The following is a 17,878-nucleotide window of genomic DNA, read 5'->3' on the forward strand; positions in this document are numbered from 1 at the left end:
CAGTTGGGCATAATGTGCCAAGAAGATGCCACTTTTGCAAAGACCATGACAAAGGATGTTTTAGTGCGTGTGGTATTCTCTAGCGAAATCGCATTGTCTATAGAAAGGGATAATATGGGAGTTGTAAAAAGACTCGTTATAATGATGGGGAATACTAGTCAAGTCCTTGATTTACTAGATCATGATAAATCAGAAAATGAAATTTTACAATTTATTGAGACGCAATATATAGAACTGAAAAGATCATTTGAATCTTCTGTCTTCGAGAAAAAATTCAATATAATGTTGGGTTTATCATGGAAAATTAAATTTTATATAGAAAATTAAGTAAAGTTATTTATTTGAAAATATTTCTTTAATTAACTTACAATTCGTCTTACAATATATATATAAGATGAAATGTAAGGAGGTAAAACGTGAGAAACTATTCTGCGACAGTATCATCCAAAGGGCAAATTGTTATTCCGATAAAAATAAGGAATGAGTTAAAAGTCAAAACAGGAGATAAGATTGACTTCATTCTTCAAGGCGATGTCATCACCATTCAAAAGGGAATTCGTTTTACTTGCCCCGCTTGTAAAGGCAAGAAAGATCACAATGATGAAATATGCTTTGTTTGTGATGGTAGTAGTGAGATTAACCCAAATGTATCACTTTTCTATGAAATTGAAAGGGTAGTTAGTTACTCTATCTCGGTAAATTTGAACAATGATAGGAGTGACGATGAAAATCTATCAAGCTCTTTTCCAAAGATTCAGGTACATACAAAACGATATCCAAAGAATGTAATTGCTTGGTACCAAGATTACTTGCAAGCGAAAGCTGTGGAACAATTTGTTGATCGCGGTGATATCGAGAACAACACTCTTGATATAACCGATATTGTTGATAGTTTTAATTTAAAAGAGGTCAAAGCTGCTATTATCAAACATTTGCCTTCTGTTAAGAGGTTATCTGAACTCGTAATCACAATTAATGACTAAAAACTACTATAAAAAAGGGAGATGTAATTAATGAATAAAACAATGATGAAATCAATTTTGGCAACAACTATGTTATTTAGCGCAGTTTTGGGAAATGGAGCCATAACAAGCGCAGCTGCAGTTAAACCGGCTGCTACAACAAAGCCTGCAGCTACACCAGCACCAATTATGAGAGATAATCTGTTTAAATTTGGTCTGAAAAAAGAAGTGGATCTTCCTGTGACGATTACGGCTGGAGGACTAAGTTATACTCTGGAGAAATTGATGGTTTATGATGTGAAATCCAAAGATGCTCAGGCAATCATTAAAAAGTATGGATATCGTGAACAAGTTTTTAAACAAGCTACGAAATATCTGGTATGGACAAAAATCACGATTGAAAATAACAGTCAAAATCTTATTCAACTAACTTCGAAGAGTCCAGCTAGCAAGTGGATTATCAATACGAATGGATCAAATCTTGCTGGTTCTATGCCAAAACTTAAGGCAGATGAAATAAATAGTAAAGAAGCCTTGTGGAATTGGAAATTACAACCGGGTCAGAAATTATCGACCTATCAGATGTATGTATCAACAGAGGATTTTACGGATCTTTCCATAGCCATATATTTCGGTGGTGGTTTTGATGAAAAATTTATTGTAAAACGTCAAGGGGAATAAACAATGAAAAAGATATATTTAACTGTACTAATCATTTCATTAGTACTTTCCTTTATACCTGAATCTATCGAAGCTGCAGATTCAACAAGTAAAACCATATCCATACCGGCTGAAACTTTAATTGGCTCTTCAAATAGTCAGAAAACATATTATCTAGACATCCCAAGTGGGGTGTCTAGTACTTCTATATTAACATCTTCATTAAAATATAATGGTACCAATCAAAAAGTTAGTCTTTCGATAGAGAATGGGAAAATAAAATTGATTTTAAAAGGTGTCCCGAATAAAGAGAGGATTGATGGTGTAAAAGGATATGCTGCTTCATATGAGAAACCATTTTATACTGAACCTGGAAACTCAATTTGGCGATATTCAGACGGTAGACGTTGGCAGATTAATGAATGGGATCCCAATAATAATTCGCAAAAACATTACGATCGTACCGGATCAGGTAATCCTTCGGATGATCCCCCAACATTAACAGTAGTAACTAAATCGGATGCTTCTAGAGATGGGATAAAATGGTACAACGGTAGTGTTAATGCAGGTATTGATTCTGCAGATATCGTCGAGTCATCTGTTCGTATCAATGTCGATGATAAAAAACTACCTCTAAATTATGTTAATCATAATATTGTGAATGGGAACAGATTTATTATCTACCACACTCTTGATAAGGACAAAGTGGACTATGATCCTGAAGAAGTCAGTGAGAGCTTTGGAAAAGGAGGGAATGCGCTCGGAAGAAGGTATAAGACCTTTTTGAATTATTGGTACACTGCATCGGCTAATGTAACATCCTACAAATACAGTGGAAATGTCTCCTTTGACTATAAACTCCCTACAGAACCTACACTTATCGGTACCGTAACTCTAAATAAACCTAATCCAAATCCTACGAAGCTTGGGAATAAAGATGAACCCGTACAAATTTCATTAATGGGGCAGTTGCAAGGATACAATGATGCTTCAAACATTGACGAGTGGGTGTTCTATGCTAAAGAGAAAGATAGGAACAACACACTCAAGACGAAAAAGGAGTCTGCAAAGACATTTAACGTTAGTACTCTATTTGATTTTGTGATCAAAAAGTCGAGCGTTACAGGGGAATGCCTTACCCAAGAATATGCGCTAACCGTTCTCGTTCGTTTCAAAAAACCGATCGTTACAAAGAATGGAACCATCACATCACTGGAACAGCCTCTACAAATTTCGGCAACTGTTTGTAAAAACGACCCACAAATTACTTTTCCTCCACCTCCGACTAAGCCAACAGAACCGGAAGGAAAGCCACCTATAGCAAGAATTTCAGCGCCGAGATATGTCAAAGCAGGAGACGATACACTAATTAGTGGTGCAGCATCCTATGATCCAGATGGATACATTAATATCTACGTGTGGGAAACTTCGGGTGCGCAAGGAGAGATCGGTAATGCTTCAAAAGGTTATGTGTGGTACACACCAGAACAAATTGGTAAAACATTGCCTATCGCGCTCACAGTTGTAGACAATGAAAATCAAACCGGGAGTACGAGTATAGAAATTACCGTCACTGAGCCGAAGCCATCTGCAGGCTTATCCATAGAAGGAACGCTTAAACAAAATCGTAAGATGACATTATTCAATAGAAGCCAGAGTCCTACAAGGTTTCCCTTAGTATCGAGTAAAACGCAAGTTACCATCACTGCTGTTTCTGGTGGGACGAATGCAGATATCAAGTATAGTGGCACATTGTCTGATTTTGAAAGCAAAGACGTATTGTTTAAGAAACCTGGAAAATATAAGGCTACGATTTATGTGGAAAACACGCTTGGTTACTCAGATAGTAGTGAGATTACTTTTGATATCGTTCCAGATGAAGTACCGTATAATTACTTTACTCTACCAGGAGTAGTCTATCGAAGTCCCGACTTTGGGAGCAAAGCGATTGTTTCATTAGATGATATTTCATATTCTCCTGACAAAGATGTAATCGGCCGCAGATTATGGGAGTATCGTTATGATTCTAATAATGATGGCAGCTTTGAAGGAGAAAAATGGGTGATATTTAGTAATGAAAATGCGGATCGTTTGAATTTAGAGCTGAGTGAGGTAGGGAAATATGAAGTCCGACTTACAGTCTTTGAAGAATTTGGTCAACCAACTATTGATGAGTTTGTGACAGAAGCTGACCGGAAATCTACAAATTCAGATGGACAAAAGTTAAGTTCACGGACAGTAGTAGTGAAAAATCGAGCGCCAGAAGTGGATTGGTCCTGGTAGAAAGGTGCTTAAATGAAAAAAATAAAAGAAATTTTCTCTCTAGTCCTTATAATCACTTTATTATTCGGATTAATGCCTAGCCAGAGCATATATATTCAAACCGTAGAAGCTGCGACTGGTGATCCGAATATCGTCAATTATAAGGATGTTAACATTCCTGCTTACTCCGAGTACAATGATGCAGGATGGAACTACGGAAATTCAAATATAACTATAAATAATCAAAAGCTTAATAACATTAAATACAATAAAACAACCAAACAATTAACATTTGACATTAGTCCAGATGCATTATTTACTTCAAAAGCAACTATCGCTCGTCATAAAGAAAGTGGTTCGTCGAGTATAGTCCAAGGTACAACTATGTGTGTTGGCGCAATAAGTGAGGGGGCAATGTCTCAAAATCTTCCGACTTACGCGTATGGTTGTCCATCTGGACCATATGGTCAATATGTCATGTTTAAACCACTTGAAAAACTGTTTTTCAAAGCATACGATACCGAACCAAATGTCGTTGATACTAAAATTAATTTAGCAACAGATACCCCTTATTCAAATTGGATTGGTTCAAATGTTTTTGATGGTATACCCAAAGGGATATCTATAGAATACTCGCTACAGATAGGCTATCAAAGAAACTCGGGAGGTTTGGCACCAGAAAATGGTTATGATTTAATATCTTTTGGTCATACCATTCGATTTGTATACCCCTTAATAACGAACAGTCCACCTACCATTTCGTTAAATACACCTAATAATCAAGTTCTGCAGAACGAGCCTGGACGCAATACACTTAACATCGAGGGGTATGTCCATGATCCAGATAATGATGATCTTATCGTAAGTGCGGAGATACCCAATGTATTTTATAGGAAGACGGTAGTATCTCAAACGAAAGGATATCAGTATTTCTCTATTCCTGTAGATGCTATAGGTGACTCTATTCCTCCAGGGGATTATACGATGACTGTAAAAGTAGCTGATCCTGCGAATTTGTCGGAATCTGTGAATATGACTTTTAAAGTTACCAATAGACTTAAGCGAAACGCTTTTGTCCTCGTGAATAGTCCTATCGAGAATAGCGGTACCACCTATGAAGACTATGAAGGAGATGCTAAGTACGCTGATCGAGTGAGATATGATCATGATCCGAACTACTTTGATAACTCAATGGGGATTATAGGGGATTCGGGACTATGGAGGACGAGCCTTTACACTTCATTTCCGTATACCGGACAATATGTAGTGAGTTATCAAGCTAAGGATATACCGAAACAGGATGCTCGCTTTGCTGAATATCAGATGTGGAGTAAAGATGCCGCATCTACGATGAGCTTTAAAGTCCATCGCAAGCCAATAGCGCTTTTTTCAGCAAGGCTTATCAATGGAAATGTTCAATTAATAGATTCGTCCTACGATTTAGATCATATTACAAGTGCTGATAAAGGGATTATGCAGTGGCAATGGCAATATAAAAAGAGTGTAGATGAGATGTGGATCGACGGGCAGCCACCTGGGGGAGTTTTTGAAAAGGACAGTTACGACATCCGTTTAAGAGTCCGTGATGTGGATGGAGATAATGGAATCGGTGTATGGAGTGATTGGTGTCAACGTACTGTGGGGAATGCGTCTATTAATCTACCACCGGTTGCGTTATTTACCGTTGATCCGAATATCGTTTCCTATCGTAAATCTACCACCATTACAGACAAATCTTTCGATCCAGATAATGATCCATTAGATGTATATTACTGGACTGCAATCAAAGATGGTTGGAATAAGGTATGGGAACATTGGGGTGGAGCGACAACACCGCCGAATATCGCATCATTTGGTGAAGGGAATTATCAAATCAATCTACAAGTACATGATAATCGTGGCTTGTGGTCGGATTGGTATAGTCAAAATGTACAGGTAGTCAATCATCCACCGGCTGCCGCATTTAAAATGCCTAGCGAAATTTACCGCGACACGATCATCACAATGGATAACTTAACACCAGATCCGGATGAAGATGGAGATGCTTTATCTTATGCCTGGAATGCAAAATTTAATGATTCTCCTTACTACTGGGCAGGAAACAACCGTTACCAATCTATGACCATTCGTGATCTTATTAATCGTAACGGTATTTCACACAAAAAGGCCATTTCTGATAGTTGGGAAATGCAGCTTACAGCCTCTGATGGAAAGTTAAGCTCTTATGCGACGCGTACATTTATGGTTAAGAATCATGTTCCTGTTGCTAAGATTAACGGACCTTCATCCGTAAATCAGTATGATACGAAACAATATACGTCTGAGGATATCGATGAGGATACATCAGATCAAGGCTCGTTAGAATACTACTGGAAAGTAACGAACAGTACTGGTGAAGTGAAATCATATCTTACTCGCGATATTACGCTTACTTTCTCAGATCCAGGGGTATATACGTTAGAACATTGGGCAATCGATCAGATAGGAGATAAGTCGAATATCGCTGGATTGCAAGTCCAAGTGAAAGAAAACTTGGCACCTACTATGACTTTAACTAGTCCATCAGGTACAGTAACGAACCCATCTGTGATTGACTCGGAACAAGGCGATCCATTAATCAAGTGGACTTACGCGGATCCGGAAAATGATTCACAAGAGAAATACAGGTTAGAGTTCTTTACGAAGGATGGTCTATTAGTCTCCACCATAGAAAATCCGGATCCTTCAGGATTGCTCAGACAATATCAAATCCCAAATAATACATTTGAACGGTTTGAATACTTTACAGTGCAAGGTCGGGCATACTCCAAATTTTCATGGTCAGATGTATCAAATGAAAAAACATTCATCATCGATAATGCACCTAAGCCGGGATTCACTCTGATCACAGATACTGGTAAAGATGCGACTAAGGTACCGATCTACCGGACGGACATTCTGAACATTAAGAGTACCGCCTCTGATCCGGACGAACCAAAAGGAGATACAATAAGCCACAAGTATTTCTTAAAACCATCAAGTGGAACAGAAGCCCTAGCAAGCACTCAAAAGGACTTCACGAAGCAGTTTAGTAGTAATGGTGTATTCACCTTTAGACAGCTTGTAACGGATTCTCTGGGGCTGTACCGTGAAATATCCCATAGTATAACAGTTGTGAATCGAATTCCAACAGTTAATATTACGTATCCAACTAGTACGGACTCGTCAAAACCAACGATCGCAAGTACACTCACACCGATCATTAAATGGGATTATCAAGATGAGGACAAAGACCTGCAGCAACGTTATAAGGTGCGAATTATTAACTTGGCCACCGGTGCAATCAAGGTACAATCTGGTGAACAAGTATCAAGCGCTAAGCAATGGCAGATTCCAGCCGCTTCTCTGATTGAAAATGAGAAGTATGCTGTAGAGGTTGAAGTTTTTGATGGGTTCAGCTGGAGTAATGTTTCTGCGCGTAAATACTTCATGGTGAACCTATTAAGTATAAAAGGTGGAGTGAAGCATACCGAAGAGTGGAATAATAATCGCAAAGGTTATAACTTGAAAAAGAGCGGAAATGAGGAGAGTCCAAGAGGATACAACGTATTCTGGGCAGGAGAACGATTTGTCCTGCAGGGGATAGCAACAGGTCTACCTGATACTGTGGAAGTAACGATGACAGGCGGGTATACCACGCAGTTAACGCCAACCAATAGCGATAAGACACTTTGGACAGGTGAACTCTATGACAGCTCTTTTGAAAAGCTTCCAGATGGACCCGTTTCGTTTACTTTTACTGCTAAAAATGAATACAACACAAAAGTTGATGTCGTATCAGTGGTAATTTCTGATGACTGGACAGAGTATTTCAGAAGTCATCGAATCAAGTAGTACAGTTTTAAGATATTTATTGGAGCTGCTTGTTGCAGCTCCAATTTTAAAATGAGGGTAATATTATTGTTACACATAGAATATGAGGAGAATTTATATATGAGCATTACATATAAAAAAATCACACGCTATCAAAAATACCTCATTAAAATGAATATGAACGCAAAGTTTTGGTATATGGTGCAATTAGAGATTCGGGTTGCAGAAGTTGAGAACGTCGTGGATGCTGTAATAATTCCTAGTGAACATAAATTGAGTATAGAAGAGCTTGAGAGGGATATATTTAATTTCATTAAGTTAAATCCTAGAAAAGTTTATTTTAAAGAGTATAGATTACATTCATTTTCGGTCGTTGAGGCATATCATCTTAATGCAAGTTAAAGATGTCAATTGAAGTGAAAAGAGGACAGTCTAGTTAATTACAACTAGACTGTCCTTTTGCGTATAATTCCTTATCCGACAAGACTTAGCAATCTGATCGCATGTATTCTAACGTCAATGGAAAAGAGATTCAAATCTTTTCAACTAAAACTGTGTTTCTATTACAATTAATTGACTGGATTAAACAAAATGAGTGTGCTCACGTTGCTATGGAAAGCGAGAGCATAGGTGAATTTTGGAAGCCTATTGTTAACTTACTTGAAGCCGAATGCATTGAAATTTTAGGTGTGTATGCCCAACATATGAAAGCTTGACCTGAACGTGAAACGGATGTTAAGGAGGAAGGCACCGGACAGCTAATTTATATAGAACAGCCAACATTTATCTCTGAGACTCAGATACAGACCTTGTACGATCTTAGACACAATAAAATTAATATATAGTTTACAAAAAAATACATTGAAATGAGAATATCAGAAGTATTCTTAGTATTGGATTGAAAAAAAACTCATAAAAGGAGAATTTATGAAAAAAATACTGTGCTATATATTATTGATATTATTGATACTTACAACAACAAATGCCAATGTAACTGCTTCACAATCCTTAGAAATATCAACAAAAGGATCCTCTATTTCAAAAACTGTTAGTAATTCAAATGAGCATACTGCAAAAAAAATAGATTCAACGTTAAATAAATTAAAAGAGCTAAAAAGCAATCGTAGTCAAAATGCAAAGTTTTATATAGACAACAAAAAGGTAATAACAGCACACATAACTAATTATCCACAACATTACTATTCTGAGAAAAACAAAACTTGGGAAGATATCGAGAACAAGATAATTCCGATTAAAAATTCGCGCTTACTATCTAATTCGGAAAGTGAGTATGAGGAAGGATCTGAGGCTAATTCCTTTAAGATAAAATTTGGAAGTGTTAATAAACCCAAGGTTAATTACTCAACTGGGGAATACTCTATATCATACCTTCCTCTTAATATCGCTAATAATATAAAAAAAGAGTATTTTGAGGATACTTTAACTTATAAAGGAGCTTGGGAGAGTACAGATTTAACTTATAAGATTATGAATGATCGTTTAAAGATGAACATCATCTTAAAGACGAAAGATGCACCAAAAAGTTTTACGTTTCTTATTGACGTTGATAAAGTAAAGATATCTGATATCGATAAAGATGGAAATATATATTTCTTAAACGATAAAAACGAAAGTATTGCAACAATTCCTCGAATGTGGGTAAAACAGGAGGGGGATAAGGAAATACTATATGATCGTATAGATACATCTCTATATGAAAAGGATGGCAAAACATATCTAACAGTTAATGTAAACGATGAAGGCCTAAATTATCCATTGATTATCGATCCAACAACGGTTGAAACATATAATACTAGATTTTTAACTTATAAGGTCAATATTAATATACCTGATATGAAATTTCAAAATATTCAATATATGTACTTTCAAAATTATTTTGTCCCTCACACTGATGATAATGGTGATGTTAATCCTCATCATCCAATGAATGTTTACTTAACGGAAACTAATGAGGAGGGCGAGAATCTATTTGGTAAAAATGTATCCCCTGTTGATGATGGAACTCTTGGTGTGAAAATTGGCGAAACTTCACACCAAGAATTTGATGAGGATAAAAATGCTATATTGTCTTCCTTGACTATTGATGATCCTAGCTCACTTACTGCGATTCCTGCCAATAAACTAGTTAAAGGAATTGCGTTCTGGAAGTATGAATTACATAATTACTGGGATATGAGAACAGAAGTTTATATTGAATATACAAGTGCTGATTTCGATAGCGGTATTCCAACTACACCCATTCTTATGATTAATAATGTTACCCGGAATAGTATTTCTCTTAAATGGACGCCTTCTAGAGATGATGTTGCTGTGAAAGAATATAATATTTATTCTCATCCTAAGAATGAGTTATTGGCAACAACTAATTCGACAACATTGAACTATGAATTTCTAAACCTCTCCAAGAATACATTCTACCAATATTATATTGTAGCAAAAGATAATTCTGGTAATGTATCTAATAAAAGTAATGTGCAGACTGTGAAAACGTATAACGATTCAACGCTATATAATTATAACCGTGATGGTAGGTTGAGATCCGTAATATATCAAGATGGAACTACATTTTATTTTTATTATGATGGAAATGGAAATTTAATATCTTCGAGGGTGGATTAAAGGATAGGACTAACCCTGAAAAATGGATTCTTTTGAAGGTGATTCCAGTCGCTTGCTGTAGTTCTCTGTTTCCTCAAAAATAGAGTAGTAAGATTGATGTTACAGTTGATGTTATGTCCTGATATCGAACGGAATTTTTCAGATGGTCAAAGCTTTTCAGGCTCGATTCCCGATTTGATCTCAGTTAAGTGACTGCGATAATAGACGATTCTAGTTTCGATGAAAATGAATTGATCAATAGATTCATAGCCTGGGTTATTTCAGAAATTTATGGCGGATTATGTTGAGGAGAAAATTAGTTAAATCTATTGCACTGGTTCTTAGTTTTGTTCTTTTACTTCCGAATCAACCTGTGGGAGCAGCCGAAGGCTCTTATCCGGAACAAGAGACATCTTATGAAAGTTCTTTGCTTCCGTCCGACACCAGTCCAATTCTTCCAGAAGATTTTTCGTTAAACTCTGATTTGCTTGATCAAGAAAAGGCATGGATTGAACAAGAACTAAACAGTTAGCTATTGAGGAGCAACTGCAAGTTCAAAGCTTACAGCGAAAACAAGCACTGCGATAAGAGCAAGAAGCCGCAGCAGGAACAAGATCTGATTCAATCACTACTTCAAGATATAATCGATAGAGCGGCGAGCCAGGCTATATCTAAAAATCGCGAGCTTACCGAACGAATTACCCGAATTAAAACAATGGAATTAGAAAGAAAAAGCTCTAGCCGATCTTAACGAAGAAAAAGCAGGACGCGATATGGAGTCATCGCAGAAGAAGTCGGTCTGAATCAGAAGCAAATTCAGGAGCTGTTAAACAGCGGTAAAACAATTGATGACATTGAACGTGAGTGGCGAAAACCTGCCGGGGAAATTCCGGAAATCAAACTCACCCATAGTTTAGAACTCTGGGTGAGTCAACTAGTATACGAACCCTTATCTGTCAGCAAATCGGTGTATGAACCTTTGTCCGTCAGCCAACTGGTCTATGGCACCGACAATGCATATGATCAAATGAAATCCGATGCGCCAAACGTCGATTTGAAACAATTTAATACTTTCGGTGCGTTTGGTGCGCCTCCTAAACCGGAAGAGTCAAAACTTGATATGCTCAAGGTAAAGCTGGATGAAGCACCTTATCGGGTAGAAATGGAAGGAGAAAGTGTGTCCACCGTTTCTGGTTCTTTATCTTTGTCGAAAGAAGATTTAACCTTTTTACGCTAAAAAGAACCTATGATTCCGGCTCGTCACAGTTGTATGACATGGATGTCAGTCATTACAGTTATGATACTTATGAAAATAATGTCGCTGTAAATTACAATGTGAAAGAGCATCAAACCTACTATACAATTACACACAATTATCATGTGCTAGTCAATAAGTACAAATGCAGTACAAACGCCCTTGTTATAACAGAACAAGACTATTATTCACCTTCTTTACTGCAAATCTCTCGTTATAATTCCAGTGCTGTAAGAGATCAGGCATGGAACAATTTGCCCAGCAGTTATGAAGTAGCCGGAGCCAATATGTGTAGTACTTATGATCGTTATTACGTAACTAAATATTATAGAAACGGTTCTACAGGATCTCAAACTGAAGAAATAGGAAATTATGATGGGACTGCATATATGGGTTCTTATACGACTATGCAACAGGCATCAAATGCAGCGGCGCAATATCAAAACGGGATGTCGTTCAATGGTGGAATCGTTACAGGCGCTTACGCTTTTCAAGAATATGTAGGTACACCCGAGGCACATGCGGCTGATGGAATTGGCTCCAAGAGAATACTGAATTCAGGGAATATGGCGACAAGCGCGATCTTGGAACTGAGAATTCCATTAAGTGCAATCCCAAATGCAGACTTAAGCAAAGCGGTGATCATTGCGGCCAGTGATACTGTCGACGTGGATATAGTTCAAAAAAATTAGAGCTCAGATTGTATAGAGGTAGATAAAAATTACGAAGATTCATTTAATTTTAGGAGGAATAAGAATTGAGAAAAAAAACAGTAATGCAGAAAGTATTAATAATTATATTATGTTTAATAGTACTTTTTCCTAATTACCTGATGAATGCAGCATCTAGCAAAAAAGCAGATAATTTCAGTGATAGTTCTGCCGAAACAATCATTACTGATAATTATATGGAACAAAATAATACGTTACCTACAATACCGATCCCAAAAGATATTACTTCAGCGGCCAATGCTGTTTATGATTCTGAAATACCAAAAGAATTAGCAGAAATAATGGCATTGTCATTTCAAAGAAATACCCTGAAGGGATATAGACAAGGTCTTACCTCTACGCCTAATAGAGTGGATGATTTAAAAAGAGAAGAAATTGAAAAACTCGTCTCGGCTGGAGCAAGTATAGTTGATGTTTATTGGATTAATTTAATTGCTAAAGAGTCCGCATTAGCACCAATGGTTATACTGGAAATTAAAAAAAACGAAGAGAAGCCTTGGAAAGACATCGAGATCCAAATACGAAATAAAGTTTTCGATGTACCAGCCACAGTTAAAGATGCCGTATATCAGGATACTTTTGAGACGGAGTTCTCTTTGAATCCACTAACGGTTACGGATGAGGTATATGGCAAAACCATACTTAAGGGGCAACTCGACAAAAATGTGGGGGAAATGACGACAACTAGTTTTACTTCCATGGTCAACAGTGTATTTTATGGGCTAGCAACTCAGCAGCAAATTAATCAAGCGAATAAGCAGCAATATTCAGATCGAAATGCTTCTAGTGAATTCATTGACCCAGCTTCTGGATCTTTAACATGGAAAGAGAATGAAATCAGTCTGCCCGGAAGAGATGGTCTGGATCTTAATATCGGGATAATGTACAATTCCAACCAGTCATTCGCACACATGAGAGACTATGGATCTTATGGGCAAGTAAAAAAATATAATTATCTAATTTCGCGTTATGATTTAGGCATGGGTTGGTCCTTTCAATTTCCTTCCGTTCAGTTAGTCGATGGTTATATCTACTACCATGATGGACAAGGGGCTGTGTACAGGGTTGAATTTAACGGTAGTGATTCTTTAGTCAACTACACACATTTAGTAGGGTATCAAGGAAAAGACAAGCAATTCATTCAAGATAATGGAACGTTTAGGAATAGTCTATCAAGTTCAGCTTACTATTTAGAATATAGCGATAAAAAGCGAGAGTACTTTGCTAGCGATGGTCGCTTGTTAGGAATTGTCGACCGATTTGGAAATACAATCACGTTCGAGCATATCGATCGATTAACCTATGATGGACAAACGAATAAGGTGATCTCTACCATTACAGATAGTGTGGGGAGAATAGTAACCTTCGATTATGAGAGTAATCTAAATACGACAGATACGTTTAATGGAGAAAACATTGTTCTACGTGTGCTTAATGCCGATCGAACTGAAGCGCAAAATGTCACCTTGACTAAATGGAGAAGTGAAACTAGTCTTGATGGGATTCCAGTTGGATATACACCTTATTTATGGAAGATCAGAGATCAAATAGGTCAATATTCTTGGTTTGAATATGATAGTGTGCCTGCAAAATTCCACTATGAGCAAAAAGAAGCGAATAGTTATGCAGGGTATAATAGTTATTTCAGATTAAAAGAAGTTCATTATCCTCTTTCAACGACTAATTACGACTATGACCTAGCGACGAGAAATCTGGGTGTCTACGGCTTTGGAGAAGAGGTTCGAATAAAATCAAGAAATGATATGGCAAAAAACACCTATAATCAGGTCAATTATACGTATTTGGGAGATTACACAGGATACTCTACGTATTCTGATCCCAATAATTTGCCTGAAACATACGGATTTTCATCTACTTCTACAGTGCAAAGTACTTCAGCAACCAAGGGATTGTCAACCACTACACACTTTAATGGACTACAGCAGAATATCGCGACCATAACGCAAGCGGCAAATGGTGAACGAAAAGAGGCACGTAATACAGCATTTCATTCAATATTCAAATATTTACCGACACGCACAACTAGTGCAGACTTTGCTGTTGGCGATAATGACAGCACTGCAAATACCTTGTATACAGATATCTCCTACACCGACTGGGGAGCAGTTCAGAGTCAGACGCAACCCTTAACATTAAGTCAAATCAACAACCCCAATACTAAAAGTAAATATACGACGTCATTGGACTATGAACCTAACTATCATTTCATAAAGTCAAAATCTTGGTACCAGAATGATTCTACTTTTGTCTCTGAAAATTATGAATACGATAATAATGGCCGAATAAAAAGCATTACAAATCCTAAAACGGAAATAACCAATTACACCTATGAATTAGTACCTGGTGATACGGGGAAAATCAGTAAAGTTATTGAAGAGAAACCCATGGAAAATGGCCTAGTAGCTAAAGTGACAACGGTTTATGGACCTGAGAGCAATTATGCGTACCCCACTGAAATAACTAACAATTTCACTAACATCTCCACTAGTGGTCAGGCAACACCTTCGTTCACCCAAAAAAAGATGTTATATGATATGAGCTCAGGTGCACTGAAGGAAGAAACGGATCTAAATGGTAAGACAACGAAGTACACCTATGATTTATTAGGTAGGATCAAAACCATTTCCTATCCGACAATAACCAATCTAAACGGAGAACGGTATGATGTTGAAGATCAATTTAACTACACTTCAGGTATGTTTAATTCTTCCTTATTTGATTCAGAAAATCAATCGGTTTATATGATTCAGGTCAATAGCAAGCGGAAATACACGCAGAAGTCGAATGGAGCGATCACGTATTTATCCAATCAAAATCAGTATTACGATGGATTTGGTCTCCTGAGACTCGAAGAAAACATGGATACCGGAGCGAAGACCCAATACCATGTGGATGATTTATCCAGAGCCGTTTATGTGAAAGATCCTGTAGAGAACGTAACTACCGCAAAATATAATGCTTGGGGTCAGCAAAATGAAGCTGAAGATACGTATGGTAATTTGTACATTAGTGAGTATCATCTTAAGCTCCGTAAAGAGACAAAATACATGGTGGCGGCTTCCGGAGTTGAAGCTTATCGTAGAACGAACGATGCCACACTGAAGAGTAGTTATATCGAACAAAACTATGATCAATGGGGTCAATTACTCTCCAACGTAACGTATAAAGACTGGCCCATTCAAAATGTATCTACGAAGATTTCCGAATCGTATAGTTATGATATTGCGGGCAATGTATTGACCTACACAGATCCGAACAATAACAAAAGCGACGAGGGAGTAACAACAAAGTACACGTATGATACGTTAAATCGCTTAAATTCTGTAAAAGATTCGATGAATCAAATTACCCGTTACCAATATGATCGCAGCGGTCAGGTCATACATACAACCATGCAAAGTGGTAGTAGTGGACCAGTGGTTAGCTTAAAGAGTAAAGCTAATAATGAATTGGGATTACTCTATAATAAGAAAGATGCTGCATTGCTCAGTGAGAATCAAACCTATAATCAACTAGGGTTACTTACACAAAAAACGGATCGCAATGGTACGGTTTCCAATTATCAATATGATGAAAGAAATCAGGTAGTCATTAGTTTACTCACGGGTACGGGAGGGAATACACAACAAAATAAGAGTATCTTTGGGAGTAGTGGAATCAAAACGGACACCAATGAACTTTATCTAAATGGAACAAAGGTCGCCTCGCAAACAGAAACGATAGATAATTCGAAAAGAGTAACAACATTACTCTCTACAAATACAACCGACTACTCGGCTTCGACAGGTTATGTCTATGATAAAGCTAATCGAACCACGAGGCTAACAGGGACACACAGTGGGATAGGAACCTTTTATATCAATTATCAATACAGTATGCAGCGACTAAATAAAGTGCAAACCAACGGAAGTGCAACGCTTAATACGACGGAAGCGGTGAATGCTACCTATGCGTATTTTCCAACAGGACAGGTAAAAACGATTACCTATCCGACCTTGGCAAATGGAACTGTATTAAAAACAGAGTATACGTATAATAGCTTAAATCAGTTATGGACAATGAAAAATTCAAAAGGCACAAAGGTTCTCTCCTCATACACGTATCTATACGACAACAACGGAAATATAACCTCAGTGACAGAAACGCTACTTGATGGAACAGAAAAGACAACAATGTATGCCTATGACAAATTAAATCGACTTTACAGTGTTACACGTCCTGCTGGAGCCGGAATTACCACATATGCTTACGATCTGCAAGGAAATCGACAGATTGTCTCGGATACATCTTCGATCTCGGTTGAATATGCGGATACAAGCTATACCTATGACTTAAAAAACACATTAACTAGTGTTACAAAAGATAGCACCTCAACGACAATAAGTTACTTACCTAGTGGGTTAAGATATCAAAAAACGAGCGGTAGCCTAAAAACGCAATATAACTATAATGGGAATGGAGAGGTGATCTCAGAGACCAAAAGTAATGGACAGAAAGCAAACTATGTACGGGGAGATCGATTGCTAGTAAAAAAGGATGTCACTACAACTACAACAAAGGACTATTATTATTTATACAATGGTCACGGTGATGTGGTACAAATCTTAGATACAAATGGGAACGTTGTTAATTCGTATTCTTATGATTCATGGGGGAATATTACGAACCAGACAGAAGGAATCTCTAACTCTTTTAAGTATGCAGGGGAAATATATGACGAAGAAACGGGGCTTTACTATCTGCGGGCGCGGTATTATGACCCTTCTATCGGGCGATTTATAAATGAGGATACGTATGAAGGGCAGATTAATAATCCGCTGAGTTTGAATTTGTATACGTATGCCACAAACAATCCGTTAATGTATATTGATCCAACGGGAAATTGGAATGAAAAACTAGGAATTAACTATACAATTAATGAGATGAAAAATCAGTGGACTTCGGCAAATACACTATCCGAAAAGAACTATTGGGCAAATGAAGCTGAAAAATTAAGAAAACAAGCACTTCAGGCAGGATATTCAAAAGCAGATATAATGCAAAGTACGGATAAAATGATACCGATGAAAGAAATAATGAAACAAGCAAATCAGACGTTTCCTACTCTAAGTGCTATACAAGGTTTTACACAGGATTTAAGTAATTATGTTGAGAATCATCCAGGAGAAGGCGTGGCTCTTTCTGGAAGTATGGGCATGTTTAGGGCAGGTAAAATCTCTAAACTAGAAGTAGGGCTAAACTTTACCGTTACCACTACTGCTCGGATGGAAAACCCTTCAAGATTTGTTCCAGTCCAAACATTGACTTCTGCAATCAAGTATGGAAAGGAGATGGATGATGAAAAAGGATCAGCTGCTAAGATGTTTTATACAGTGATGTATAAGAATGATCAAGCTTATAACTTAGAAGTTCTTTACGATAAAGCATCAAATACTGTTTTTCATTTTTTATATACAAGAAATGAAATAGAGAGAGCAGGACTTCCTGCTATATCAAAAAAATGAGGTGGAATTAAT

The 17,878-nt window shown here is 37.2% G+C and carries 11 protein-coding genes; all 11 read left to right on the forward strand.

Features of this window, described 5'->3' with window-relative positions; genetic code table 11:
• Nucleotides 1-3 precede the first annotated feature (3 nt).
• The 11 genes from MKX60_RS29375 to MKX60_RS29425 all read left to right on the forward strand — a co-directional run bounded on the left by MKX60_RS29375 (nucleotide 4) and on the right by MKX60_RS29425 (nucleotide 17,866).
• On the forward strand, nucleotides 4-327 hold the full coding sequence (locus MKX60_RS29375) for a hypothetical protein (RefSeq protein WP_341061767.1): 324 nt from the start codon (nucleotides 4-6) through the stop codon (nucleotides 325-327).
• Between the two features lie 89 nt (nucleotides 328-416).
• Nucleotides 417-983 carry an AbrB/MazE/SpoVT family DNA-binding domain-containing protein gene (locus MKX60_RS29380; protein WP_341061768.1) on the forward strand — a complete coding sequence of 189 codons (567 nt, stop codon included), beginning with the start codon at nucleotides 417-419 and terminating at the stop codon, nucleotides 981-983.
• A 30-nt stretch (nucleotides 984-1,013) separates the two neighbouring features.
• Nucleotides 1,014-1,643 carry a hypothetical protein gene (locus MKX60_RS29385; RefSeq protein ID WP_341061769.1) on the forward strand — a complete coding sequence of 210 codons (630 nt, stop codon included), beginning with the start codon at nucleotides 1,014-1,016 and terminating at the stop codon, nucleotides 1,641-1,643.
• A gap of 3 nt (nucleotides 1,644-1,646) precedes the next feature.
• Nucleotides 1,647-3,905 carry a hypothetical protein gene (locus MKX60_RS29390; protein ID WP_341061770.1) on the forward strand — a complete coding sequence of 753 codons (2,259 nt, stop codon included), beginning with the start codon at nucleotides 1,647-1,649 and terminating at the stop codon, nucleotides 3,903-3,905.
• Nucleotides 3,906-3,917: 12 nt separating this feature from the next.
• Nucleotides 3,918-7,757 carry a hypothetical protein gene (locus MKX60_RS29395; protein WP_341061771.1) on the forward strand — a complete coding sequence of 1,280 codons (3,840 nt, stop codon included), beginning with the start codon at nucleotides 3,918-3,920 and terminating at the stop codon, nucleotides 7,755-7,757.
• 99 nt (nucleotides 7,758-7,856) lie between these two features.
• Nucleotides 7,857-8,138 (forward strand): hypothetical protein, encoded by a 282-nt coding sequence (locus MKX60_RS29400; protein ID WP_341061772.1) that lies wholly within the window; start codon nucleotides 7,857-7,859, stop codon nucleotides 8,136-8,138.
• A 525-nt stretch (nucleotides 8,139-8,663) separates the two neighbouring features.
• Nucleotides 8,664-10,376, forward strand: a complete 1,713-nt coding sequence (locus MKX60_RS29405; RefSeq protein ID WP_341061773.1) for a fibronectin type III domain-containing protein — start codon at nucleotides 8,664-8,666, stop codon at nucleotides 10,374-10,376.
• Between the two features lie 280 nt (nucleotides 10,377-10,656).
• Nucleotides 10,657-10,887 carry a hypothetical protein gene (locus tag MKX60_RS29410; protein ID WP_341061774.1) on the forward strand — a complete coding sequence of 77 codons (231 nt, stop codon included), beginning with the start codon at nucleotides 10,657-10,659 and terminating at the stop codon, nucleotides 10,885-10,887.
• Between the two features lie 447 nt (nucleotides 10,888-11,334).
• Nucleotides 11,335-11,592, forward strand: a complete 258-nt coding sequence (locus MKX60_RS29415; protein ID WP_341061775.1) for a hypothetical protein — start codon at nucleotides 11,335-11,337, stop codon at nucleotides 11,590-11,592.
• A 38-nt stretch (nucleotides 11,593-11,630) separates the two neighbouring features.
• Nucleotides 11,631-12,302 carry a hypothetical protein gene (locus tag MKX60_RS29420; protein ID WP_341061776.1) on the forward strand — a complete coding sequence of 224 codons (672 nt, stop codon included), beginning with the start codon at nucleotides 11,631-11,633 and terminating at the stop codon, nucleotides 12,300-12,302.
• A 65-nt stretch (nucleotides 12,303-12,367) separates the two neighbouring features.
• Nucleotides 12,368-17,866: an RHS repeat domain-containing protein gene (locus MKX60_RS29425; RefSeq protein ID WP_341061777.1), complete on the forward strand. Its 5,499-nt coding sequence runs from the start codon at nucleotides 12,368-12,370 to the stop codon at nucleotides 17,864-17,866.
• The last annotated feature ends 12 nt before the right edge of the window (nucleotides 17,867-17,878 follow it).

Source organism: Paenibacillus sp. FSL R5-0914 (genome assembly GCF_038004525.1).
Lineage (GTDB): Bacteria > Bacillota > Bacilli > Paenibacillales > Paenibacillaceae > Paenibacillus_AQ.

What these genes read in the sequence shown, in the direction of transcription:
- MKX60_RS29385 (WP_341061769.1), top strand. Translation starts at nt 1,014, where the DNA reads ATGAATAAAACAATGATGAAATCAATTTTGGCAACAACTATGTTATTT.
- MKX60_RS29390 (WP_341061770.1), top strand. Translation starts at nt 1,647, where the DNA reads ATGAAAAAGATATATTTAACTGTACTAATCATTTCATTAGTACTTTCC.
- MKX60_RS29395 (WP_341061771.1), top strand. Translation starts at nt 3,918, where the DNA reads ATGAAAAAAATAAAAGAAATTTTCTCTCTAGTCCTTATAATCACTTTA.
- MKX60_RS29400 (WP_341061772.1), top strand. Translation starts at nt 7,857, where the DNA reads ATGAGCATTACATATAAAAAAATCACACGCTATCAAAAATACCTCATT.
- MKX60_RS29405 (WP_341061773.1), top strand. Translation starts at nt 8,664, where the DNA reads ATGAAAAAAATACTGTGCTATATATTATTGATATTATTGATACTTACA.
- MKX60_RS29410 (WP_341061774.1), top strand. Translation starts at nt 10,657, where the DNA reads ATGTTGAGGAGAAAATTAGTTAAATCTATTGCACTGGTTCTTAGTTTT.
- MKX60_RS29420 (WP_341061776.1), top strand. Translation starts at nt 11,631, where the DNA reads ATGGATGTCAGTCATTACAGTTATGATACTTATGAAAATAATGTCGCT.